Raw genomic sequence first — 21240 nt, forward strand, 5'->3', positions numbered from 1 at the left:
GGGGCTCAATCGGGAACGGGATCGCAGCCGCAGGGGTGAAGGGGTGGCAGCGCAGCAGCCGCCGCAGGGTGAGCCAGCCCCCCGCCAGGGACCATGGCGGCCGATCGCCTCGAGGCCGTAGGCGCTGCAGCTGGGGATGAAGCGGCAGCGCGGTCCGAGCAGCGGGGAAATCCAGCGGCGATAGCCACCGATCAAGGCCAGCAGCAGGCTGGCCAGTGCCGTCGAAACGGCCGCCAGGCCAGCGGATAGGATCGTTGGCTGGCGTTCCAAGCGGAGAGTTGCCGAGGGCCTTCCCTCCAGCATGCTCCCGAACCTGGGCCACGCCACATCGTTCAACCTTTGATTTCCTTCCTCAATGTCTCGATACCGCGGCCCTCGCCTGAGGATCACGCGGCGCTTGGGAGACCTTCCCGGTCTCACCCGTAAGTCCGCCAAGCGGGCTTATCCCCCGGTCAGCACGGCCAAGCCCGTCGCAAGCGCTCCGAATACGCCATCCGCCTCGAAGAGAAGCAGAAGCTTCGTTTCAACTACGGGATTTCCGAACGTCAGCTGGTTCGCTACGTCAAGAAAGCCCGTGCCCAGGAAGGTTCCACCGGAACCAACCTGCTCAAACTTTTGGAAAACAGGCTCGATAATGTCTGTTTCCGCCTTGGTTTCGGTCCCACCGTCCCCGGCTCCCGCCAACTGGTGAACCACGGCCACGTAAGCGTCAACGGCCGCGTCGTCGACATCCCCAGCTATCAGTGCAAGGCCGGCGATGTGATCGTCATCCGGGAACGCAAGGCCAGCAAGAGGCTCGCCGAAGGGAACCTGGAGTTCCCCGGCCTGGCCAACATCCCCCCAACCTCGAACTCGACAAGGCCAAGCTGACCGCCAAGGTCAACGGCAAGATCGAGCGCGAGTGGGTGGCCCTGGAGATCAACGAACTGCTGGTGGTCGAGTTTTACTCCCGCAAGGTCTGAATTCGTTTCCTCTTATCTCCTGGCTCTGGCCGGGAGTCCAACCCCGGCCAGAGCCGGGGTTTTTCATGGGCCCAACGCCCAAGGCGTGGCCCACCCAGCCCACTCAGCCGCCGATCAAGGTCTCCAGGGCGGCCGTCACGTCCGGCTGCCGCATCAGCGCTTCTCCCACCAGCACCGCGTCCGCACCTGCGCTCACCACCCGGTCCAGATCGCCGCGGTTGAGCAGGCCCGATTCGCTCACCAGCAGGGCCCCGCTGCGGCGCACCCGCTCGCCGTAGGTCGCCATCAGCGTTTCGGTGACGGCCAGATCGGTGTGGAACGTGGCCAGGTCGCGGTTGTTGATGCCGATCAGGTTCACCCCCTCGAGCCCCAGCACCCGCTCCAGTTCGGCGCCGTCGTGCACCTCCACCAGCGCGGCCAGGCCCAGGCTCCTGGCCACCTTGAGCAGATAGGCCAGATCCTGATCGCTCAGGATCGCGGCGATCAGCAGGGCGGCGTCGGCCCCGGCCGCCCTGGCCTGGAACAGTTGATAGGGCGAGAGGATGAAGTCCTTGCAGAGCAGTGGCAGGTCCACCTGCTGGCGCACCGCCACCAGCACCTCGAAGCCCCCTGGAAGAAGGCCTTATCGGTGAGCACCGACAGGCAGCTGGCCCCACCGGCGGCGTAGCCCCGGGCGATCGCCTCCGGGTCGAAGGCCTCGCGGATCACCCCCTTGCTCGGGCTCGCCTTCTTGATTTCGGCGATCACCGCCGGTTTGCGGCAGCTGGCACGCAGGGCGGCCACAAAATCCCTGGGCGCAGGCAGGAGCGCCACCTGCTTCTTGAGTTCCGCCAAGGGAACCCGTTCACGGGACGCGTCCACCTCCCTGTCCTTGGCCCAGACGATCTCCTCGAGGATGTGGCGCGGTTCCGCCTCCGGATGGCGGATGCCGAACTGGAGGTGGGCCACCTTCACCGGCGGGTTCGGGGGGCGACGACGGATCTCCATCGCTCAGACCCCCACGGGCTGACGGGCGGCGCTCACCGCTGAAGCCGCCTGCTTGTAGGCCACCTCCACCAGCTCGCTGAGGGTCGGGTGGGTGTGCACCTCGGTGGCCAGCTGCAGCACGCTCTGGCGGCGGGCGACGGCGTTGGCGATCTCCTGGATCAGATCAGCCGCATGGAGGCCGTAGATGTGGGCGCCGAGCACCTCGCCGCTGGCCTTGTTGAACAGCAGCTTCATCATTCCATCGCTCTCCAGTTCAGCCAGGGCCTTGGTGTTGGCCTTGAAGTAGCTGCGCACCACCCCCAGCTCGAAGCCGCCGGCGACAGCCAGGTCCTTGGCATCGGCTTCGCTCAGCCCCACCGAGCTGATCTCCGGATGGGTGAAGGTGGCCGCAGGGATCGAGCGGTAATCGATCGTGCGGGGGTGGCCCAGGATGTTGTCCACCGCCACGGTGCCCTGGGCGGCGGCGGTGTGGGCCAGCATCAGCTTGCCGGTCACATCGCCCACGGCCCAGAGGTGGGGCACCGGCTCCCCGTTCAGCAGCACCCGCAGGCTGTCATCGACGGGGATGAAGCCGCGGTTGGTCTCGACGCCAACGCTCCCCAGGTTGAGTTCCTTGCTGGTGGGCACCCGGCCGGTGGCCACCAGCACCGCATCCACCTCCAGCACCTCCACCAACTCCTTGCTGGCCATGTCGGCCAGCTCGATGCGCACGGGGCTGCCGGGGGTGACCTTGCGGGCCAGCAGACCGGTGCGCGTCTCGATGTCGCGGCCCTCGATCAGCTTGCGGGCCGCCAGCTTGGCGATGTCGGGATCAAAGGTGGGCATCACCCGATCGAGCGCCTCGATCAAGGTGACCTCACAGCCCAACGCCGTGTAAACATCAGCAAACTCCAGGCCGATGTAGCCGCTGCCGATGATCGCGATCCAGCGCGGCAGCGAGGCCAGTTCGATCGCCTCGTCACTGGTGAACACGGTGCGGCCGTCGGTTTCGATGCCGGGGGGCACGAACGGATCGGAGCCCGTGGCGATGATCACCTCCCGGGCCGAGTAGATCCGATCGACGCCATTGCTCTGGCGCACCCCCACCTTCTGGGGCCCCTCCAGCCGGCCCTTGCCCCGCAGGATCGTGGCCCCGGAGCGCTCCAGGGTTTTGGTGAGGTTGGCGCGGATCGCGGCCACCAGCTGGGCGGCGTGGTCGGCGATCGCCTGGCGCTCGAAACGCACCGGGGCGGCGTGAATACCGAAGGCGCGAAGGTGCTCGGCGTCGGCCAGTTCCCGCACCCGGCCGCTGGCCGCCAGCAGGGCCTTCGAGGGCACGCAGCCGCGGTTCACGCAGGTGCCGCCCATGTCGCGGGATTCGATGATCGCCGTGCGCAGGCCGTGGTCGGCGGCGTGTTTGGCCGCATCGAAGCCGCCGTAGCCGGCGCCGATCACGATCACATCGAAGTCGAAAGGCGCGCTTGCGTCAGACACCGGCCGGAGGCAACTGAGGTGGCATTCTCCCCCGCCGCAGCCCCCTCAGTCCGTCCCCGGGCCCTCGCCCCCTGAAGCGAAGCGCTGGCGGCTGCGCTCCAGCAGCAGCGGAGCCGCCGCCACGGCCACGTTCAGCGATTCCACCTGGGGGCTGTGGGGAATGCTGATCCGCTGAGTGCAGCACTCCAGCAGCTCCGGAGCCAGCCCCGCCCCCTCGTTGCCCAGCAGCAACACCGTGGGCTGACACCAATCCAGCTGCCAGTAGGGCAGGCCGCCGCGCACCACCGTGGCCACCACCTGCAACCCCTGGTCCCGGGCGGCGATCAGCCGCTCCAACAGGGCCGCCGTCCCCTCCAGGCGGCGCAGGGGCAGGGCCAGGGCCGCACCGGCGGAGGCCCGCAGCACCTTGGGCTGCCAGGGATCCGCCCCCGCCGCCAGCCAGAGCTCGTCGACACCGGCCGCCAGGGCCGTGCGCATCAAGGTGCCCAGGTTGCCGGGATCCTGGAGGCGATCGAGCGCCAGCACCAGATCGAGCTGTGGGGCCGGCCCCGGTTCGATCAGGGGCAGGCTGAGCACGACCCCATCGGGGTGCTCGGTGGTGGCGACCGCCGCCAGCAGCGACTCCCCCACAGGCTGCAGCGCAACATCCAAAGGAAGGGCCCGCACCAGGGGCCCGTGGCGTTCAAGCCAGGCTTCCGTGGCCAGCACCAGCTCAGGGCGCAACTGCCGCGCCATCACCTCCTCGAGCAGATGGGTGCCCTCCAGCAGCACCAGACCCTGCTCCCGCCGGCCACGGGCGCCATGGAGGGCACGAAAACGGGCCACCAGCGGATGGCGACGGCTGCTGATCAGCTCGGGCAGGGTCCGACCAGCGCTCATCGGGCCTGCCGCGGCCGAGGCTCAGAACAACTGATGACGGCGTACATGGAGCTTGTCACCGAGCACCAGCTTGGTGTCAGCGAGGTCGAGACCGTTCACGGAGGCCACCTCACCCTTGAGACCCTCCTGGGAGAGGTTTTCGACCAATTTTTTAACCAGGATGTCTTCCATCATCGAATCATCGAGGCTTTCGGGGCTAAGGCTTCCGAGAAACTTTCCAAGTTTCGATGCCACCACTTCAGAGGCGTTGGTGATCTTCAGCACGATCATGTGGAGGGCTCAGCTGAGGTGATGAAGCGAGAAGAGCCGAGAAGAGTGAAGTGCGGATGGGGAGACTTGAACTCCCACGACATTGCTGCCACTAGTACCTGAAACTAGCGCGTCTACCAATTCCGCCACATCCGCGGGCGTTCGTCGCGATGGCGACCTGGCCACCATAAAACACCGCCTGGCGCCCACACCCTCCATGGCCGGAACTTGTCCCATGGCAGTGGAGGACTGGGGGACAAGACAGTTCCAGCGGCGGACCTCTAGACGGTGCAGCGAATCATTGTCAAGATGTCGGCACAAAAAGCGGAACCGCTTAAGTCATGACCCTGACGGCCGTTCCGTCCCAGAGCCTGGTGACACCCCAACTCGAAATCTCCGGCGGCCGCCGTCTCAGTGGGGATCTTCGCGTCAGTGGCGCCAAGAATTCCGCTCTGGTGCTGATGGCGGCCTGCCTGCTGAGCGAAGACGGCCTGCGACTGCGCAACGTGCCTCCGCTCACCGACATCGCCGCCATGGGCGAGATCCTCGCCGCCCTTGGGGTGGGTGTGCGCCGGGGGGCGACTGGATCGAAATGGACGGCCGCACGCTGAACAAATCGGCGCCGCCCTATGAACTGGTGAACAGCCTGCGGGCCAGTTTCTTCTGCATCGGCCCCCTGCTGGCCCGCCTCGGCGTCGCCCGGGTTCCCCTGCCCGGTGGCTGCCAGATCGGCACCCGTCCCGTGGTGGAGCATGTCAAAGGGCTCAAGGCCCTCGGTGCCCAGGTCACGATCGAGCACGGGGTGGTCTCGGCGGTGGTCCCGGGCCGCGGCCACCGGCTCAGCGGCGGCCGCATTCACATGGACTGCCCCAGCGTCGGCGCCACCGAGACCCTGATGATGGCCGCGGTGCTGGCCGACGGCGAGACGGTGATCGAGAACGCCGCCCTCGAGCCTGAGGTCGTCGATCTGGCCGGTCTGCTGATCGCCATGGGCGCCCGCATCCGTGGCGCCGGCACCCCAAGCATCACCATCGTCGGGGTTGATCGCCTGCACGGTGCCGACTACGCCGTGATCCCCGACCGCATTGAAGCCGGCACCTTCCTGCTGGCCGCCGCCATCACCCGCTCGACCCTGCGGGTGTCGCCGGTGATCCCCGAGCACCTGGGCGCCGTGCTCACCAAGCTCGAAGAGGCGGGCGCCCTGCTCGAAGCCGATGGCACCGCCATGACCATCTCGGCCGAGACCATCAACGCCGTCGACCTGCGCACCCAGCCCTTCCCCGGTTTCCCCACCGACCTGCAGGCCCCGTTCATGAGCCTGCTGGCCACCGCCAAGGGCACCAGCGTGATCACCGAGAACATCTTCGAGAACCGCCTGCAGCACGTGGCTGAACTGCAGCGCATGGGGGCCGCGATCCGCATGCAGGGCAACACCGCCTTCATCGAAGGGGTCCACCGCCTCAGCGGTGCGCCCGTGCAGGGCAGCGACCTGCGGGCCTCCGCCGCCATGGTGCTGGCGGGTCTGGCGGCAGAGGGGATCACACGGGTGCAGGGGCTGGAGTATCTCGATCGGGGTTACGCCGACTTCGAGGGCAAGCTGAACGCCGTCGGAGCCTCGATTCGTCGCCACGGCGGCTGAAGCGCGGCACGAAGCCAGCGAAGGCCCTCACCTACAGTCGAAGGGCGGGAGCGTGCCGGAATTGGTAGACGGACTCGACTCAAAATCGAGCGCCTTCGGGCATGTGGGTTCGAGTCCCACCGCTCCCATCTCGGCCGTGATGGACACCTACAGCCGCTTCGATCTGGAGCTGGTGAAGGGCAAGGGCGTCTGGGTGAAGGACAGCCACGGCCGCAGCTACCTCGACTGCGTGGCAGGCATCGCCACCTGCACCCTGGGGCACAGCGACCGGGCCCTGCGCAAGGCCCTGAGCAGGCAGCTGGGCCGGCTGCAGCATGTTTCCAACCTCTACAGGATCCCCGAGCAGGAGGAGCTGGCCCGCTGGATCACCGACCACAGCATCGGTGAGCGGGTGTTCTTCTGCAATTCCGGCGCCGAAGCCAACGAGGCCGCCATCAAACTGGCCCGCAAGCATGGCCACCAGCAGCGCGGCATCGAGCGGCCGGTGATCCTCACGGCCCAGGCCAGCTTCCATGGCCGCACCCTGGCGGCGGTGAGCGCCACGGGCCAGCCGAAGTACCACCACGGCTTTGAGCCCCTGGTGGAGGGCTTCCGTTTCTTCCCCTACAACGACACCGCCGCCTTCGAAGCGCTGCTGGAAGAAACCGAGGCCGAAGGCCCGAGGGTGGCGGCGGTGCTGATCGAGCCCCTGCAGGGGGAGGGTGGGGTCAATCCCGGCGATCCCGCCTTTTTTGCCCGGGTGCGCGAACTCTGCGACCAGCGCAACATCCTGCTGATCTTCGATGAGGTGCAGGTGGGGGTAGGCCGCAGCGGCAAGCTCTGGGGCTATGAGCGCCTGGGGGTGCGCCCCGATGCCTTCACCCTGGCCAAGGGTCTGGGGGGCGGCTTCGTGATCGGCGCCCTAGTGACCACCGCCAAGGCTGATCTGTTCAAACCCGGGGAACATGCCAGCACCTTCGGCGGCAATCCCTTCGCCTGCCGCGCCGCCCTCACCGTGGTGCACGAACTGGAGCGACGCGATCTGGTGGCCCATGTGGCGGCCGTCGGCGCCAAGTTGCGGCAGGGGCTCGAAGACCTGGTCCGGCGCCATCCAGACCAGTTGGAGTCGGTGCGGGGCTGGGGGCTGATCCAGGGCCTGGTGCTCCAACCCGGAGCCCCCAGTGCTCCTGAGCTGGTCAAGGCGGCGATCGATCACGGCCTGCTGCTGGTGCCGGCGGGCCCGAATGTGGTGCGTTTCGTACCGCCCCTGGTGATCCGCCCCCGGGAACTCAAGCAAGCGGTGAAGCGCTTTGAGACGACCCTGATCCAGCTCACCGCCGCCGGCTGAGCGGGTGAGCGCCAGCCGCGTTGATCCGTTGGCGGATCTGATCGAACCCTTCCAGCGCCGGGGGTGGACCTGGGTCTGGAGCGCCTGCAGGGTGCCCTGGCCGAACTGGGCCACCCCGAACGCCGGTTCATGGCCGTGCAGGTGGCCGGCACCAACGGCAAGGGCTCCATCTGCACCCTGGTGCACGCCGCCCTGCTGGCGGCGGGCCACTCCTGCGGGCTCTACACCTCTCCCCACCTGCTGAGCTGGTGCGAGCGCATCCGGCTGGGGGCCGAGCCGATCACCGAAGGTGAGCTGCGGCGCCGGCTCCTGGAGCTGCAACCGCTGGCCCGCCGCCACGATCTGACCCCGTTCGAGCTGATCACGGCGGCGGCGTTTGTGGCCTTCGCGGGCGCGGGGGTGACGATCGCCGTGCTGGAGGTGGGCCTGGGGGGCGACTGGATGCCACCACCGTCCACCCCCGCCGCGACGTGATCGGCCTGGCCTCGATCGGCCTCGATCACAGGGAATTCCTCGGCCCTGACCTGGCCAGCATCGCCACGGAAAAAGCCGGGGTGCTGCACCCGGGCGCCCGGGTGGTGAGCGGCCCCCAGACGGCGGCGGTGCGGGCGGTGCTGGAGGCCCAGGCCGTGCGACAGGGCTGCCAAATGCAATGGCGCGAACCCCTGCAGCAACAGGGCGAGGAGTTGGTGGCCAGGGAATTGCGTTGGTGCAGCGGCCTGGCGGGGTCGGTGCAGCGCACCAATGCGGCCGTGGCCCTCGGGCTGATCGAGGCCTTGCGCGAGCTGGGCTGGGCGATCCCGGATCAGGCGATCCGCCGTGGCTTCAGCGAGGCCCGCTGGCCGGGGCGCCTGCAGCGCGTCCGCTGGCGCGGCCAACCCCTGATCCTTGATGGGGCGCACAATCCACCCGCTGCCGTTGCCCTGCGAGCCGAGCGGGATCGGCTCGGCGACGGGTCGATCCACTGGGTGCTCGGGATCTTGGCCAACAAGCAGGCGCCGGAGATGCTCGAAACCCTGCTCGCCCACCAGGATCGGGCCTGGATCGTGCCGGTGAGCGGCCACAGCAGCTGGGGGGCCGAGGAGCTGGCGGCCGCTTGCCCCGCACTGGCGGGCCGGCTCAGGGGCGCCGGAGATCTCGAGGCCGCCCTCACGGACGCCACCGGCTCGCGAGAGAGCCCCACGCGCCCGGTGATCGTGGCCGGCTCCCTCTACCTGCTGGGCGACCTGCTGGCCGCGGCGGACCTAGACCAGGGTGAGACGCCGTCCCCGCCATGCCATCCGTTTTGATGCCTCGGTGGGGGATCGCCGGTCGCTGCTGGCGTTTGATGGCGCTGGGGTCGCTGCTGCTGGCTCTGGTGCTGGGCGCCCCCGGTCCCTGGAGGGCCGCCCCCGCGTTCGCCGTCGATTTCACGCTCACCAGCCAGAACGGCGCCGATTTCCACGGCCAGGAACTGGCGGGCAGCTCCTTTGCCGGGGCGGTGGCCCGCGGTGCCAACTTCGCCGGTGCCCAGCTGCAGGGCGCGATCCTCACCCAGGCCAACTTCGCCGAATCCGATTTCAGCGGCGCTGACCTCTCCGATGCCCTGATGGACCGCACCGATTTCAGTGGCACCAACCTCACCGGAGCCGTGCTCACAGGCGTGATCGCCAGCGGCAGCAGCTTCAGCCAGGCCCGCATCGACGGGGCCGATTTCAGCGGCGCCCTGCTGGACCGCAACGACCAGCGCAGCCTCTGCCGGCGCGCCCAGGGCACCAACCCGATCACCGGCGCCGACACCCGCCTCAGCCTCGATTGCGGCTGAGTTGAGCTGGCCCGTGCGGCTCCCATGCCACTTCAGCGCTCCAGCCAGCCCCGCAGCTTGCCGGGGTTGAGCAGACCCCTGGGGTCATGGGCCGCCTTGGCGGCCACCTGGTCGGCGTCGATCACCCCCAGGCCGCCATCCTCGACGGTGAGCACGTGGGGATTGAACAGCACGCCCCCCAGCTCCTTCACCTGGGCGATCAGCTCCGCAAGGGGTCCATCCCCGCTCCAGCGCACCAACGGCAGCGCCGCCAGCCGCGCCACCCCCTGCTGACGCACCGCTTCGAGGTGCCAGAGCAGGTCGTCGCCCCAACGCCGGCGCAGGGCCGCGATCGCTGGGCCCTCAGGCTGGGGCAAAAGGAGTTGCAGGTAGGTCCAACCGGGATCCTGGGCGCGCAGGTGCAGGGTGGTGTGGTTCCAGCTCAGCTCCCGCAGCGGCAGCCCCCTGGCACCCGCCTGGGGGGCCTGCCAGACGATCCGTCCCCCAGCTGGGGCACCCAGGGCTCCAGCACCGGCAGGGCATCGGGGGCCGCCAGCAGCAGCAGCCGGTGGCCGGCGGCCGGCGGGCAGCCCGCCGGGCTGGGAAGCCGCCTGGCCAGGGGCGCCTCCAGCAGGCAGAGGGCATTGAGCAGCAGGGCCGCGGCCGGCAGGGCGCGGGCCGCCTCCAGGGCGGCGTCCCAGTGCTCGAACTCCAGCACCAGTTGCCGCCAGTCCACCGCTTCGGTGGTCGCCAGGGTGAGGGCGGTGAGCAGGCCGTTGGTGCCGTAGGCGTGGTTGAGCGCCCGGCTGGCGGAGGCATCGAGCTGCAGCAACCTGGGTTCCCGCTCCAGCGTGACCACCTCCAGGCCCAGCAGATGGCCCGGATCACGCAGGAAGCCCCAGCGGATCGAGCCGATGCCGCCGGAGCCCCCGGCGATGAAGCCGCCGAGGGTGGCGCTCCGGTAGGTGCTGGGGGCCAGCCGCAGGGCCCGGCCGTGGGGCTCCAGCTGGCGGTCGAGGCTCGCCAGCAGGCAGCCCGCTTCGGCGGTGACGATGCCGCTGGCCGGATCGAAACCCCGCAACCGGTTCAGCCCACTGAGATCCAGCACCACGCCACCGGCCAAGGGCACGCACTGGCCGTAGTTGCCGGTGCCCGCCCCCGCGGCGTCAGCGCCACCTCGTGGCGGGCGCAGGCCGCCGCCACCCGAAGCACGTCATCGACGGATTGAGCCCGCACCACCAACTGGGCCAGCCGTCCCTGGAGCTGGCGATGCAACAGCGGTGAGTAATCGAAGTAGTCGCTGGAGAGGCGTTCCAATTCGAGGCCCGCGCGCACCAGATCGAGGCCGCTGAGATCGGCGACCAGCGCCTCGAGCCGCTCGGCGCTGGCCGGAGCGGGCGACTCGTGGGCCGGGCGGGTCATGGGCCCTGGGGTTGCGGTGACAACCCCGCCAGAAACGGGGAGTCGGTCGGTTCCGGCGCCAGCCACTGACCGGCGCGCAGCACCCGCCGTTGGGGCGGTCGGGCCAGCAGCTCACCCCAGGAGCCGGCCGAGAGCACCACCAGATCGGCGGGGGCCCCCACCCGCAGCACCCCATCCCAGGCCAGGCCCAGGAGCCGGGCGGCCGCCGTCGTGAACGGCGCCAGCCCCAGCCGCTGCCAGGGGGCCAGCTGGGCCGCCGCCAACGACTGGCGCAGCAGTTCGATCGGATCAAAGGCGCCGCCGGGATACCAGGGGTCCTGGACGTTGTCGCCGCCGACTGCCACGGTCACCCCGGCCCGCTGCAACTGCCGGATCGGGGCCAGGGGCCGGCGGCTGGGGGTGGCCTCGCCGCGTCGACCCAGCAGCCAGAGGTTGGTGAGCGGCAGGGCCACGACCCCCAGGCCCGCCGCCGCCATCGCCTCCGCCAGCCGTTCCAGGGCCGGCGCGCTCAGCAGGCCCAGGCTGCTGCTGTGGCTGCAGGCCAGGGGCACCCCGAACCCGTGCCGGCGCACCAGGCGGCTCACCAGGGAGACGCCCACCCCGGGCTGGACGTCGGCCTCATCCACATGCAGATCCACGCCGCAACCCAGCCCTTCCGCCAGGCGCAACAGGGCAAGCAGCCCCGCCTCTGCCGCCTGGGGCGCCACAAACCCCGGCCCCAGCACGCCCCCCAGCAGCCCAGCGGCATCCGCCACCCGCCGCGCCAGGGCCGCCCCCTCGGGCGCCTGCCAGTGGTCGATCGGCACCAGGGCCACCAACTGCAACTCGATTCGCCCCTGCCAGCGTTGGCGCAGCTCCAGCAAGGCCTCCCAGCTGACCGCCGCCGCAGGACCAAGGCTGTCGATGTGGCTGCGCACGGCCCGCAGCCCCGAGGCCCAGGCCAGCCCCAAGGCCCGCTCCCCCTCTCCAGCACCCGCTCACGCGTGCGGCTGAGGTGCTCCTGGCCGTTGGCCGCCAGGGCTCCCGCCACGGTGCCGGCTTGGTTGGGATGCTCCGACCAGCTGAAGGCCTTGTCGAGGTGGGCGTGGGGCTCCACCGGCGGGGTCAGGGCCAGGGGGAGCGGCGCGCCGCCCTGGGGCTCATGGGGCTCCAGGGCGCTGATGCGTCCCTCGGCCACGCGCAGCTGCACCGCCACCAGGCCCTCGCCATCGGCCCTGGGACAGGCGAGCCAGAGGGGATCAAGCAACGCCCGCGGCAGGAGCAGGGGCGGCAGCGGAGGGCCCGAGCGACTCACTTCCGCTCCACCGGGCGGCTGATGGCCTCCAGCTGCAGGAACTGGCCGGCCCCCGCCAGGGTGGTGACGTGGTAACGGGGCAGATGCAGCCAGGGCAATACCTCCTGCCCCCACATCGGTGTTGTAGAGGCTGAACAGGCCAGCGTTGAAACGACGGGTGTTCGCAGCCGCCAAGGAGCCCAGCAGCTTGCGCTGGCCGTGCACCAGCTCCGGGCAGTTCTGCACCAGCAGGCCGAGCAGCATCGGCAGACCGTCGTCGCCGCAGATCTCACGGGTGGTCAGGTCCACCAGCCGCTCCCCTGCGTAGAGCTCGAACTCGGCGGGGGTGGGATTGCTGAACACCAGCGCCGCGCCAGCGGCCAGCGCCGCTCCGCCACCCAGCAACAGGGTCCGCGCTCGCCGGGTCGAGGTGGTGGGCGGGGGGCTCAACGGCAAGGGAACAGAGGAGTCAGGTTGATAGGATCGCGCAGCCCACGGCGGGCGTAGCCAAGTGGTTAAGGCAGCGGATTGTGATTCCGCCATTCGGGGGTTCAATTCCCCTCGCTCGCCCTTTTTCTCTTCGCTCCCCTTCGGCTTCGTCCCTCGCCGTCAGTCCCCCAGCAGGGCTTCGAGAAGCGTGGCACCCCCGTTTCTGACCGGATCGTCCGTGGGCAGGCCAAGCCCATTCTGACAAACCTCGATCGCCGTTGATGCCCCGGCCGGATCGAGGCCACTGGTGTTGAGGGCGATGGCGCGCACCCGCGGGGGCCGCCACGCAGCCGACCGGACGGGCCAGGGCGGCCAGGGCCTCCACCACGGCCACCAGCTGCTCCAGGGGGGAATCGGCACCGGCGCCGCTCCCGGCCGCTCCCGGATGCACTCCTGAGCAGCCCGGTGCACCAGCACCAGATCGGTGGGCTGGCTGCCCCGGATCAGGGGCAAGGTGGCGGTGGAGCCCGGATGGCAGAGGGAGCCCTGGCCCTCCACCAGCAGCAGTCCGTCCTCGGGCAAGCCCTGGCCCGCCTCCAGCACGGCCCGCTCCACCGCCCCGGCGGCGTAGTCGACGCGCACGGCATCGAGGGGCACCCCTGTGCCGGCGATCAGGATCCCCGCCTGGCCGGTGCCCACGAAGCGGGCGTCCAGCCCGCGACCCAGGGCCGCGGCCCGCAGCTCCAGGCAGACGCTCATCTTGCCCACGGCCATGTCGCTGCCCACCGCCAGGAGGCGCCGGCCCGGCAACGCCGCGGCCCGGGCGGCCCCCACCTGCAGCCCCTCGGGCTCCTGGCGCAGGTCCCAGATCCACTGGCCCTCCCCCACCAGGGCCGCCAGGGCGGGGTCGTCCCCCAGGCGCGTATGCAGCCCGCTGGCGACGTTCAGGCCCGCCGCCAGCGCCGCGAGCAGATCCCGCCGCAACGGCTCCGGCAGCAGCCCGCCGGAGGGGGCCAGCCCCACCACCGCCACCTGCGGCCCCAGGGGCAGGGCCTCCTGCAGCGAGGCCAGGATCGGCACCGCCCGCTGAATTCCCGTGAGCGCCCCGAGATCTTCGCCCGCGTGGGCCGGGTCCACCACGGCCACGATCGGTCCGGAGCGATAGCGGAGCATCGCCAGACCGGTCTTGCCGGAGAGGTTGTCGAGGCCGCCGTGCTGCAGCAGCACCAGCGGCGCCTGGGGATCCAGCGGTGAACGGGGGCCCAGCGCCAGGGCCGCGCTCATGGCCGGCCGATCCAGCGCACCCCCAACCCCGGCCGCTCCGACGGCCGCACCCGGTCGCCCTCCAGCGGCGGGCCCTCGAAGGGGTCATCCACCAGGTTCAGGTGGCTGTCCAGGTCGGGCCAGCGCACCAGGGGCAGCAGCTGGGCGGCGGCGCCGTTGAGCAGGGCGCTGTCGGAGTAGCAGCCGAGCATCAGATCAAGCCCCAGCCGCTGGGCGACGCCGGCCATCAACAGGGCCTCGCTGAGGCCCCCGGTCTTGAGAAGCTTGAGGTTCACCCCATCCACATGGGGAGCGAGCCGCAGCAGATCCTCGAGGTTCCAGCAACTCTCATCGGCCACCAGGGGAATCGGGCAGTGCAGATCGAGGGCGGCGAACCCCGCCGTATCGGCCTCGGGATCCGCCAGGGGCGCCAGGGGCTGCTCCACCAGCACCACCCCCTGCTCCGCCAGCCAGGGGATCAGCCGGCAGGCCGCCTGCAGGTCCCAGCCGCCGTTGGCATCCACCTGCAGCTCCAGCGCCTCACCCTGGGCCTGGCCCTGGCGCGTCAGGGCTTCCGCCACCGCCCGCACCAGGGCGCGGTCATGCTCCACCCCATCGGGGCTGCCCAGCTTGAGCTTGAGACGGCGCGCCGGCAGCTGCAGCCACCAGCGCTCCAGCCGCGAAAGCACCTGCTCCACGCTGCCCAGCCCCAGGGTGAGGCTGGTGGGCTTCACGGCCGTTGGATCCAGGCCCCAGAGCCGCCAGAGGGGCTGCCCCAGCCGCTGGCCCCACCAGTCATGCAGGGCCAGATCCAGGCCGCAGCGGGCCGGTGGCGAGAGCTCTGCGAGCAGGGGCTCGAGGGCCTGGCGATTGGCGGGGTCCCGTCCCGCCAGGGCCGGTGCCAGGGCCCGCAGTTCGGCTTCCACCGGCTCCAGGTGGTAAGCCCGGTGACCGGTCTCGAAGCCGCCGGTTTCCCCCTGGCCTTCGATCCCTTCATGGATCAGCCGCACCCGCAGACGCGTGACCGCAGCGGTGGTGCCGCGGCTGATCGCCAGCGGCACGGCCTTGGTGAGCACGAAGCGATCGAGGCGCAGCTCCATGGGGGCGGGGCCTTGTCCGCAGAAGGCTTGCACCGTAGCCAGCGCCAGCGAAGTCAGCGCATGGGCCGGCGATCAACGAAACTGGGCCCATGGGCGCGCAACCAGCCGTGAGGGGCAGCTACTGGATCACCACCTTCGGGTGCCAGATGAACAAGGCGGATTCCGAGCGCATGGCCGGGATCCTGGAAACCATGGGCTATGCCCCCGGCAGCGACGAGCACAGCGCCGATCTGGTGCTCTACAACACCTGCACGATCCGCGACAACGCCGAGCAGAAGGTCTACAGCTACCTGGGCCGCCAGGCCCAGCGCAAACGCCTCAATCCCCACCTCACCCTGGTGGTGGCGGGCTGCGTGGCCCAGCAGGAAGGCGAAGCGCTGCTGCGGAGGGTGCCCGAACTGGACCTGGTGATGGGACCCCAGCACGCCAACCGCCTGGGCACGCTGCTGGAGCAGGTGGAGCTCGGCCAGCAGGTGGTGGCCACCGGCGAGCACCACATCCTCGAAGACCTCACCACCCCCGGCGTGACAGCGGCAGCTGCGCCTGGGTGAACGTGATCTACGGCTGCAATGAGCGCTGCACCTACTGCGTGGTGCCGGCCGTGCGGGGGAAGGAGCAGTCGCGGCTGCCGGAAGCGATCCGGCTGGAGATCGAGGGGCTCGCGGCCCAAGGTTTCAAGGAAATCACCCTGCTGGGGCAGAACATCGATGCCTATGGCCGCGATCTGCCCGGCATCACCCCCGAGGGTCGCCGCCAGCACACCCTCACCGACCTGTTGCATCACATCCATGGCGTCGAAGGGATCGAGCGGATCCGTTTCGCCACCAGCCATCCGCGCTACTTCACCGAGCGCCTGATCGACGCCTGCGCGGATCTGAGCAAGGTCTGCGAACACTTCCACATCCCGTTCCAGAGCGGCGACAACGACGTGCTCAAGGCCATGGCCCGCGGCTACACGGTGGAGCGCTACCGGCGGATCATCGAGCGCATCCGCGTGCGTATGCCGGAGGCCTCGATCAGCGCGGATGTGATCGTCGGCTTCCCGGGCGAAACCGATGCCCAGTTCCGCCACACCCTCGATCTGATCGAGGAGATCGGCTTCGATCTGGTCAACACCGCCGCCTACTCCCCCGCCCGGGCACCCCGGCCGCTGACTGGCCCGGCCAGCTCAGCGAGACGGTCAAGGTGGAGCGGCTGCAGGAGCTCAACGCCCTGGTGGAGCGCACCGCCCGCGCCCGCAGCGCCCGCTACCTGGGGCGCGTCGAGGAAGTGCTGGTGGAGGGCGCCAACCCCAAGAATCCCGGCCAGCTGATGGGCCGCACACGGACCAATCGGCTCACCTTCTTCCCGGACGAAGGGCAGGGCCTCGGCGCGCTGGTGCCCGTGCGCATCGAGGAAACCCGCTCCTTTTCGCTCAGCGGTCGCTCCCTCGCCCCCGCCCTGCGGCACTGATACGTTTGGGCCCTGCCCCCTGGCCCCTGGGCCAGTTCCCGATGCCGTCTGCGCCCACCTCGATCGGTCTGGTGTTCGGCGGAGTGTCCGGGGAGCATGCGGTCTCGATCCGCTCGGCCGCCACCGTGGCCGGCGCCCTTGGCCGCGGTGCCAATGCAGAGCGCTACCGGCTGTTGTGCTTCTACATCGACCAGGCCGGCCATTGGTGGCCGCCGGCGGTGGCCGAGGCGGTGCTGGCGGCGGGCTGCCCCCCGAGCCGGAGGAGCAGCCGGCCACGTCGGTGCGGCCGGGCTTCCAGGGGCTGCCCGCCGGGGCGGCTGAGGTGGAGGTCTGGTTTCCGGTGCTGCACGGCCCCAACGGGGAAGACGGCACGATCCAGGGGCTGTTCACCCTGATGCAGGTGCCCTTCGTGGGCTCCGGGGTGCTGGGCTCGGCCGTGGGCATGGACAAGCAGGCGATGAAGGCCGCCTTCGCCGCCGCCGGCCTGCCCCAGGTGCCCTATGTCTGCGTGCAGGCCGCCGAACTGGACGCCCCCCAGCGCGCGGCTGCCCTGCTGGAGCGCCTGGAGGCCAGCCTCGGCTATCCCTGTTTCATCAAGCCCGCCAACCTGGGGTCCTCGGTGGGCATCAGCAAAGCCACCGACCGCGCCAGCCTCGAAGAGGGCCTGAAAGAGGCCGCTCGCCACGACCGGCGCCTGGTGGTGGAAAAGGGCATCGTCGCCCGCGAGCTTGAATGCGCCGTGCTCGGCCGCGAGGCGATGCGGGCCTCGGTGTTGGGGGAAATCCGCTTCGACGCCGACTGGTACGACTACACCACCAAGTACACCGAGGGGCTCAGCCACACCGTGATCCCCGCCGATGTGCCAGAGGCGGTGAGCGAGCGGGCCCGGGCGCTGGCGATCCAGGCCTGCCGGGCGGTGGCGGCCGAAGGGCTGGCCAGGGTCGACTTCTTCTATGAAGAAAGTGGCGGCGACGCGGGCGGCGCCGCAAGCGCTGTCGAAGCTGGTGGCGGCACCCTCTGGCTCAACGAGATCAACACCCTCCCCGGCTTCACCAACCAGAGCATGTATCCGCTGCTCTGGGCCGCCACGGGCCTGCCGCTGGAGGAGCTGGTGCACCAACTGGTGCAGCTGGCGGGAGAATGGTCCATCGACACCCACCCAGACAGGGAGGCACAGGCGGCATGAGTCAGGGACTGCTGTGGTTGCCGTTGCTGGTGGTGTTCGTGCTGCTCACCGCCCTGGGCTGGCTGGAGCGGCGGCGCCAGCGGCTGTTCCAGGAGTGGGCGGAAGGCTCTGAGCTGGCCAAGCTCGATGGCTGCGGCGCGGCCCGACTGATCGATGGTGAACTGAGCTGGAGCCGTTTCCACGCCGGCAACCTGGAGCTGGAGGACACCTTCACGATCAAGTCGCTGGAGCTCGTCGAGCTGCTGGCCCTGGGATCCGGAGAAGCGCCGCTCACCGAGGAAAGCCAGGGCAGCTGCCGCCTGCGGCTGGTGGGCTCCGGTATTCAGAAGGATCTCCCCTTCGCCGATGCCGAACGGGCCCGCCGCTGGATGGACGATCTGATGTCGCGCTCCCGCTGCGAACTGTGAGTTCCAAGCCGGAGTCCCCGCCCGCAGGACCCCGCCAGGTGCTCCCCGCCGGCGCCGAGCGGCGGCGCCAGCTGCGCCAGCAACGACGCACTCAGCTGCTGCGCCACAGCTGGCAGGTGGTGGTGCTCAGCGCCGCCGCGGCCGGCCTGGGCTGGGTGCTGTTGCGCCAGGGCTGGACCCTGCAGAGCCCTGCGCAGGTGGAGGTTTCCGGAAGCCAGCAGGTGAGCCGCGAGCAGGTGATCCAGGCCGCCCAGCTGCGGTTCCCCTTGCCGCTGCTGGAACTGCGTCCCCAGGCGATCACGGCGGCACTGGCGGCGGCCCTGCCGGTGGAAAACGTCCAGGTGAGCCGGCTGATGCTGCCGCCCCGGCTGCGCATCCAGCTGGTGGACCGCCAGGCGGTGGCCCGGGCCGAACGGCGCACCCCCGGGGGCTTGAGCTGGGCTATGTGGATCGTTTCGGCAGCTGGATGAGCCGGCGCCAGCAGCAGGGGGCCGGTGGCGCCGGCCCAGCCTCCAGGACCACCGTGGTCGGCTGGCAGGAGCGCTATCGCCCCGCCCTCGGACAGGTGCTGGCCCGCCGCGATGACCTCGGTAGCCCCCTGCTGGAGGTGCGCTTCGAGCCCAGTGGCTCCCTGCGGCTGCGCACCGCCTCCCTGGGGTTGATCCGCCTGGGTCCCCCCGACGCCCAGCTGGAGCGCCAGTTGGAGGTGCTCAGCCACCTGTCCGAGGAACTGCCCGCCAAGGTGCGCAACCTCAAATTGCAGTCCATCGACCTGAGCAACCCCGACCAACCGGAGCTGGGACTGCCAGCCCCCTTCAACGGCAGCGGCGGCAAGGGAGCCACTCCGGCCGGGGTGGACTGAGTGCAGCGCCGTCCCCCTGGGCTCAGGCCGATTGCCGGCTGTGGGGAATCCGGCAAAGGTGTATCAGGAGACGAAGACCCATCGCGCTTTCCACCGACATAATGCTGCCCATGGTCTTCGGAGCGGTGCGCCCCATGGAACAGCCCCCCGAGGCCCTGCCGACCGTCCCCATCCCTCTATTTGCGGTACCCGCCGACATGTCCCTGAGCCCCGCCAGCAGCAACGGCATCGTTCCGAGCCAATCCGCGCGGATCGAGGTCATCGGCGTCGGCGGCGGCGGCAGCAATGCGGTCAACCGCATGATTGCCTCCGACCTCCAGGGGTTGAGTTATCGGGTGCTCAACACCGACGCCCAGGCCCTGATCCAGTCGGCGGCGCAGCAACGGGTTCAGCTGGGCCAGAAACTCACCCGTGGCCTCGGCGCCGGAGGCAACCCGGTGATCGGCCAGAAGGCGGCCGAGGAATCCCGGGCCGAACTGGCCCAGACCCTGCAGGGCGCTGATCTGGTGTTCATTGCCGCCGGCATGGGCGGCGGCACCGGCACCGGCGCCGCCCCGATCCTCGCGGAGGTGGCCAAGGAGTGCGGCGCCCTCACGGTGGCGATCGTCACCAAGCCCTTCAGCTTCGAGGGCCGCAAGCGCATGCGCCAGGCCGAAGAGGGCATCGCCCGCCTGGCCGAGCATGTGGACACCCTGATCGTGATCCCCAACGACCGGCTGCGGGAGGCGATCGCGGGCGCGCCGCTGCAGGAGGCCTTCCGCGCCGCCGACGACGTGCTGCGCAGCGGCGTCAAGGGCATCAGCGACATCATCACCAGGCCGGGCCTGGTGAACGTGGACTTCGCCGATGTGCGCTCGGTGATGGCCGAGGCCGGCACCGCCCTGCTGGGCCTTGGTGTGGGCTCGGGCCGCTCCCGTGCCACCGAGGCCGCCCAGGCGGCGATCAGCAGCCCCCTGCTGGAGGCGGCCCGCATCGACGGCGCCAAAGGCGTGGTGATCAACGTCTGCGGTGGCAAGGACATGACCCTCGAGGACATGACCAGCGCCGCTGAGGTGATCTACGACGTGGTCGACCCCGAGGCCAACATCATCGTTGGAGCCGTGGTCGACGAAAGCCTTGAGGGCGAGATTCACGTCACCGTGATCGCCACAGGCTTCGATGCCGGCAACACCTACCGCCCGGAGGCCTCGATCAGCAGCTTCGTCTCCTCCCTGGGCTCCTCCAACGCCAGCACCAGCGAAACGGAGCTGCGGGGCGCCACGATTCCGGCTTTCCTGCTCAACCGCCAGAAACACGAGGGCTGACGCTGGCTCTCCCAGGGCCCGCAGCTGTGCTGCCGAGTGTGCTGGCGAATCGCTGAAAGCGTGGGGCCTAAGGCCATCGAGCCGCCAACGGCGAGTCCCATGAAAAGGGTGACCCGGAGTCCACGCCTGCCCCGAGCATCCCGTTTGGCTGCTCCCTTCCGGGTCTGACCAGGTTTGGGCGTCTGAGCCGCGTGGGTCCGAGTCGAATGGATGCTAGCAATGGCCCCTGCGCACCTCTGGCCTGTGCCCCTGCGTCCCGGTGATCTGATCAAGCGGAAGCAGGCCGGCCAGCGCTTCGCGGTGCTGACCGCCTGGGACGCCCTCTCGGCCGCCCTGGTGCTGGAGGCCGGCGCCGATGTGGTGCTGGTGGGCGACTCCCTGGCGATGACGGTGCTGGGGCACGCCACCACCCTGCCTGTGACCCTCGAGGAGATGATCCACCACACCCGCGCGGTGGCCCGGGGCCTGGGCGCCGCGCCAGCCAGCCAACCCTTGCTGGTCTGTGATCTGCCCTTTCTGAGCTACCAGTGCGGCTTGGATCAGGCCGTGGCGGCGGCCGGGCGGGTGCTCAAGGAGACCGCCGCCGCCGCCGTGAAGCTGGAGGGGGGAGAGCGAAACCGTGGCCGTGGTGGACCGGCTGGTGCGCAGCGGCATTCCGGTGATGGGTCACCTGGGGCTCACCCCCAGTCGGTGCACCGCCTGGGCTACCGCCGCCAGGCCAACGACCCGATCAGCCAGGAGCGCCTGCGCCGGGCGGCCCTCGACCTCGAGGCCGCCGGCTGCTTCGCCCTGGTGCTGGAGCACGTGCCGGCCGCCCTGGCGGGCGCCCTGCGGCGGGAGCTCTCCATCCCGGTGATCGGCATCGGCGCCGGCGACGACTGCGACGGCCAGGTGCGCGTCACCGCCGACCTGCTCGGCCTCACCCCCAGCCCGCCCCCTTCTGCCCGCCGCTGCTGCCGGGCCGGGAGCTGGCGGTGGAGGCGCTCAGGGGCTGGCTGGAACGGCAGCGGCAGAGCGCTGCTCCCACCACGCCAGCAGCTCCCGCAACACCGCATTGCTGAGGGCCAGACCCTCCGGGTCGCTCAGCCGCCAGCGGGGTCCCTCGATCCGCAGCAGCCCCCGCTCCCTGAACGGCGCGCAGAGCTCCCGCAACTGATCGAGCTCACCGGCCCCCAAGCCCGACTCAACCGCCAGCTCGGCCATGTCGACCCCTTCCCGGCGGCGCAGGCCCACCAACAGACGC

At 70.2% G+C, this 21240-nt stretch carries 16 protein-coding genes, 3 tRNA genes, 1 other RNA gene and 9 pseudogenes; 15 read left to right on the plus strand and 14 right to left on the minus strand.

What is annotated here, in order from left to right; all coding sequences use genetic code 11:
* Positions 1-5: 5 nt before the first annotated feature.
* A pseudogene (gene yidD / locus AAF143_RS01385) lies at positions 6-303 on the minus strand (membrane protein insertion efficiency factor YidD).
* A gap of 52 nt (positions 304-355) precedes the next feature.
* On the opposite strand from yidD, the pseudogene rpsD reads away from it, so the two are divergent.
* Positions 356-962 (plus strand): annotated as a pseudogene (gene rpsD / locus AAF143_RS01390) (30S ribosomal protein S4).
* 103 nt (positions 963-1065) lie between these two features.
* Here rpsD and trpC read toward each other — a convergent pair.
* From trpC to AAF143_RS01415, 5 genes and pseudogenes are all read right to left on the minus strand, one after another.
* A pseudogene (gene trpC / locus AAF143_RS01395) lies at positions 1066-1949 on the minus strand (indole-3-glycerol phosphate synthase TrpC).
* Positions 1950-1952: 3 nt separating this feature from the next.
* Positions 1953-3422 (minus strand): dihydrolipoyl dehydrogenase, encoded by a 1470-nt coding sequence (locus AAF143_RS01400; protein ID WP_255005210.1) that lies wholly within the window; start codon positions 3420-3422, stop codon positions 1953-1955.
* A gap of 45 nt (positions 3423-3467) precedes the next feature.
* Positions 3468-4301, minus strand: coding sequence for a TrmH family RNA methyltransferase (locus AAF143_RS01405; protein WP_255005211.1), 834 nt, complete (start codon positions 4299-4301; stop codon positions 3468-3470).
* 21 nt (positions 4302-4322) lie between these two features.
* Positions 4323-4571 carry a hypothetical protein gene (locus AAF143_RS01410; RefSeq protein ID WP_255005212.1) on the minus strand — a complete coding sequence of 83 codons (249 nt, stop codon included), beginning with the start codon at positions 4569-4571 and terminating at the stop codon, positions 4323-4325.
* A gap of 51 nt (positions 4572-4622) precedes the next feature.
* Positions 4623-4706: transfer RNA gene (locus AAF143_RS01415), tRNA-Leu, on the minus strand.
* Positions 4707-4891: 185 nt separating this feature from the next.
* Between AAF143_RS01415 and murA the strand changes: the two are divergent.
* The 6 genes and pseudogenes from murA (at position 4892) to AAF143_RS01445 (ending at position 9320) form a co-directional block, all read left to right on the plus strand.
* Positions 4892-6189 (plus strand): annotated as a pseudogene (gene murA, locus AAF143_RS01420) (UDP-N-acetylglucosamine 1-carboxyvinyltransferase).
* A 46-nt stretch (positions 6190-6235) separates the two neighbouring features.
* Positions 6236-6317 (plus strand) — tRNA-Leu (locus AAF143_RS01425).
* On the plus strand, positions 6293-7516 hold the full coding sequence (locus AAF143_RS01430) for an aspartate aminotransferase family protein (protein WP_414026417.1): 1224 nt from the start codon (positions 6293-6295) through the stop codon (positions 7514-7516). Before AAF143_RS01425 ends, AAF143_RS01430 begins: the two co-directional genes overlap by 25 nt.
* 63 nt (positions 7517-7579) lie before the next feature.
* Positions 7580-7990, plus strand: coding sequence for a hypothetical protein (locus tag AAF143_RS01435; RefSeq protein WP_414026418.1), 411 nt, complete (start codon positions 7580-7582; stop codon positions 7988-7990).
* On the plus strand, positions 7987-8805 hold the full coding sequence (locus tag AAF143_RS01440) for a bifunctional folylpolyglutamate synthase/dihydrofolate synthase (protein WP_414026419.1): 819 nt from the start codon (positions 7987-7989) through the stop codon (positions 8803-8805). Before AAF143_RS01435 ends, AAF143_RS01440 begins: the two co-directional genes overlap by 4 nt.
* Positions 8806-8843: 38 nt before the next feature.
* A complete protein-coding gene (locus tag AAF143_RS01445; RefSeq protein WP_315859585.1) occupies positions 8844-9320 on the plus strand; it encodes a pentapeptide repeat-containing protein in 477 nt (158 codons plus the stop codon).
* Positions 9321-9352: 32 nt separating this feature from the next.
* On the opposite strand, the pseudogene AAF143_RS01450 reads toward AAF143_RS01445, so the two are convergent.
* The 4 genes and pseudogenes from AAF143_RS01450 to AAF143_RS01465 form a co-directional block, all read right to left on the minus strand.
* Positions 9353-10721: pseudogene (locus tag AAF143_RS01450) on the minus strand (FAD-binding oxidoreductase).
* Positions 10718-11671, minus strand: a complete 954-nt coding sequence (locus AAF143_RS01455) for an amidohydrolase family protein (RefSeq protein ID WP_414026420.1) — start codon at positions 11669-11671, stop codon at positions 10718-10720. The pseudogene AAF143_RS01450 and the gene AAF143_RS01455 overlap by 4 nt, the downstream one beginning before the upstream one ends.
* 340 nt (positions 11672-12011) lie before the next feature.
* The gene (locus AAF143_RS01460; protein WP_414026421.1) at positions 12012-12287 is read right to left on the minus strand and encodes a hypothetical protein; all 276 of its coding nucleotides are present in this window, start codon (positions 12285-12287) and stop codon (positions 12012-12014) included.
* Positions 12181-12537 (minus strand): annotated as a pseudogene (locus AAF143_RS01465) (DUF4359 domain-containing protein); the annotation flags it as partial. The pseudogene AAF143_RS01465 and the gene AAF143_RS01460, both read right to left, overlap by 107 nt.
* Here AAF143_RS01465 and AAF143_RS01470 point away from each other — a divergent pair.
* Positions 12492-12564 (plus strand) — tRNA-His (locus AAF143_RS01470). The pseudogene AAF143_RS01465 and the gene AAF143_RS01470 overlap by 46 nt on opposite strands.
* Before the next feature lie 39 nt (positions 12565-12603).
* Here the strand turns inward: AAF143_RS01470 and AAF143_RS01475 are convergent.
* The gene (locus AAF143_RS01475) at positions 12604-13707 is read right to left on the minus strand and encodes a DUF1611 domain-containing protein (RefSeq protein WP_414026422.1); all 1104 of its coding nucleotides are present in this window, start codon (positions 13705-13707) and stop codon (positions 12604-12606) included.
* Positions 13704-14786, minus strand: a complete 1083-nt coding sequence (locus AAF143_RS01480) for a dipeptide epimerase (RefSeq protein WP_255005221.1) — start codon at positions 14784-14786, stop codon at positions 13704-13706. Before AAF143_RS01480 ends, AAF143_RS01475 begins: the two co-directional genes overlap by 4 nt.
* 89 nt (positions 14787-14875) lie before the next feature.
* Between AAF143_RS01480 and miaB the strand changes: the two are divergent.
* From miaB to ftsZ, 6 genes and pseudogenes are all read left to right on the plus strand, one after another.
* A pseudogene (miaB, locus tag AAF143_RS01485) lies at positions 14876-16238 on the plus strand (tRNA (N6-isopentenyl adenosine(37)-C2)-methylthiotransferase MiaB).
* Positions 16239-16279: 41 nt separating this feature from the next.
* A pseudogene (locus AAF143_RS01490) lies at positions 16280-17424 on the plus strand (D-alanine--D-alanine ligase family protein).
* Positions 17421-17831: a hypothetical protein gene (locus tag AAF143_RS01495; RefSeq protein ID WP_255005224.1), complete on the plus strand. Its 411-nt coding sequence runs from the start codon at positions 17421-17423 to the stop codon at positions 17829-17831. Before AAF143_RS01490 ends, AAF143_RS01495 begins: the two are co-directional and overlap by 4 nt.
* A 38-nt stretch (positions 17832-17869) precedes the next feature.
* The gene (locus AAF143_RS01500) at positions 17870-18301 is read left to right on the plus strand and encodes a cell division protein FtsQ/DivIB (protein ID WP_414026423.1); all 432 of its coding nucleotides are present in this window, start codon (positions 17870-17872) and stop codon (positions 18299-18301) included.
* Positions 18277-18693, plus strand: a complete 417-nt coding sequence (locus AAF143_RS01505; RefSeq protein ID WP_414026424.1) for a hypothetical protein — start codon at positions 18277-18279, stop codon at positions 18691-18693. The genes AAF143_RS01500 and AAF143_RS01505 overlap by 25 nt, the downstream gene beginning before the upstream one ends.
* 134 nt (positions 18694-18827) lie before the next feature.
* Positions 18828-19997, plus strand: coding sequence for a cell division protein FtsZ (gene ftsZ, locus AAF143_RS01510; protein ID WP_409995588.1), 1170 nt, complete (start codon positions 18828-18830; stop codon positions 19995-19997).
* Positions 19998-20104: 107 nt separating this feature from the next.
* Here the strand turns inward: ftsZ and ffs are convergent.
* Positions 20105-20201: signal recognition particle sRNA small type (gene ffs / locus AAF143_RS01515), an RNA gene on the minus strand.
* 15 nt (positions 20202-20216) lie between these two features.
* Between ffs and AAF143_RS01520 the strand changes: the two are divergent.
* Positions 20217-20876 (plus strand): annotated as a pseudogene (locus tag AAF143_RS01520) (3-methyl-2-oxobutanoate hydroxymethyltransferase); the annotation flags it as partial.
* Positions 20877-20981: 105 nt separating this feature from the next.
* On the opposite strand, the gene AAF143_RS01525 reads toward AAF143_RS01520, so the two are convergent.
* Positions 20982-21200 carry a hypothetical protein gene (locus tag AAF143_RS01525; protein ID WP_414026874.1) on the minus strand — a complete coding sequence of 73 codons (219 nt, stop codon included), beginning with the start codon at positions 21198-21200 and terminating at the stop codon, positions 20982-20984.
* Positions 21201-21240 lie beyond the last annotated feature (40 nt).

This window comes from Cyanobium sp. ATX-6F1 (assembly GCF_047395825.1).
Classification (GTDB): Bacteria; Cyanobacteriota; Cyanobacteriia; order PCC-6307; family Cyanobiaceae; genus ATX-6F1.

Coding starts and splice junctions, on each gene's coding strand:
- AAF143_RS01405 (WP_255005211.1), bottom strand. CDS start 4,301: ATGAGCGCTGGTCGGACCCTGCCCGAGCTGATCAGCAGCCGTCGCCAT.
- AAF143_RS01410 (WP_255005212.1), bottom strand. CDS start 4,571: ATGATCGTGCTGAAGATCACCAACGCCTCTGAAGTGGTGGCATCGAAA.
- AAF143_RS01445 (WP_315859585.1), top strand. CDS start 8,844: ATGGCGCTGGGGTCGCTGCTGCTGGCTCTGGTGCTGGGCGCCCCCGGT.
- AAF143_RS01475 (WP_414026422.1), bottom strand. CDS start 13,707: ATGAGCGCGGCCCTGGCGCTGGGCCCCCGTTCACCGCTGGATCCCCAG.
- AAF143_RS01480 (WP_255005221.1), bottom strand. CDS start 14,786: ATGGAGCTGCGCCTCGATCGCTTCGTGCTCACCAAGGCCGTGCCGCTG.
- AAF143_RS01495 (WP_255005224.1), top strand. CDS start 17,421: ATGAGTCAGGGACTGCTGTGGTTGCCGTTGCTGGTGGTGTTCGTGCTG.
- ftsZ (WP_409995588.1), top strand. CDS start 18,828: ATGGAACAGCCCCCCGAGGCCCTGCCGACCGTCCCCATCCCTCTATTT.
- AAF143_RS01525 (WP_414026874.1), bottom strand. CDS start 21,200: ATGGCCGAGCTGGCGGTTGAGTCGGGCTTGGGGGCCGGTGAGCTCGAT.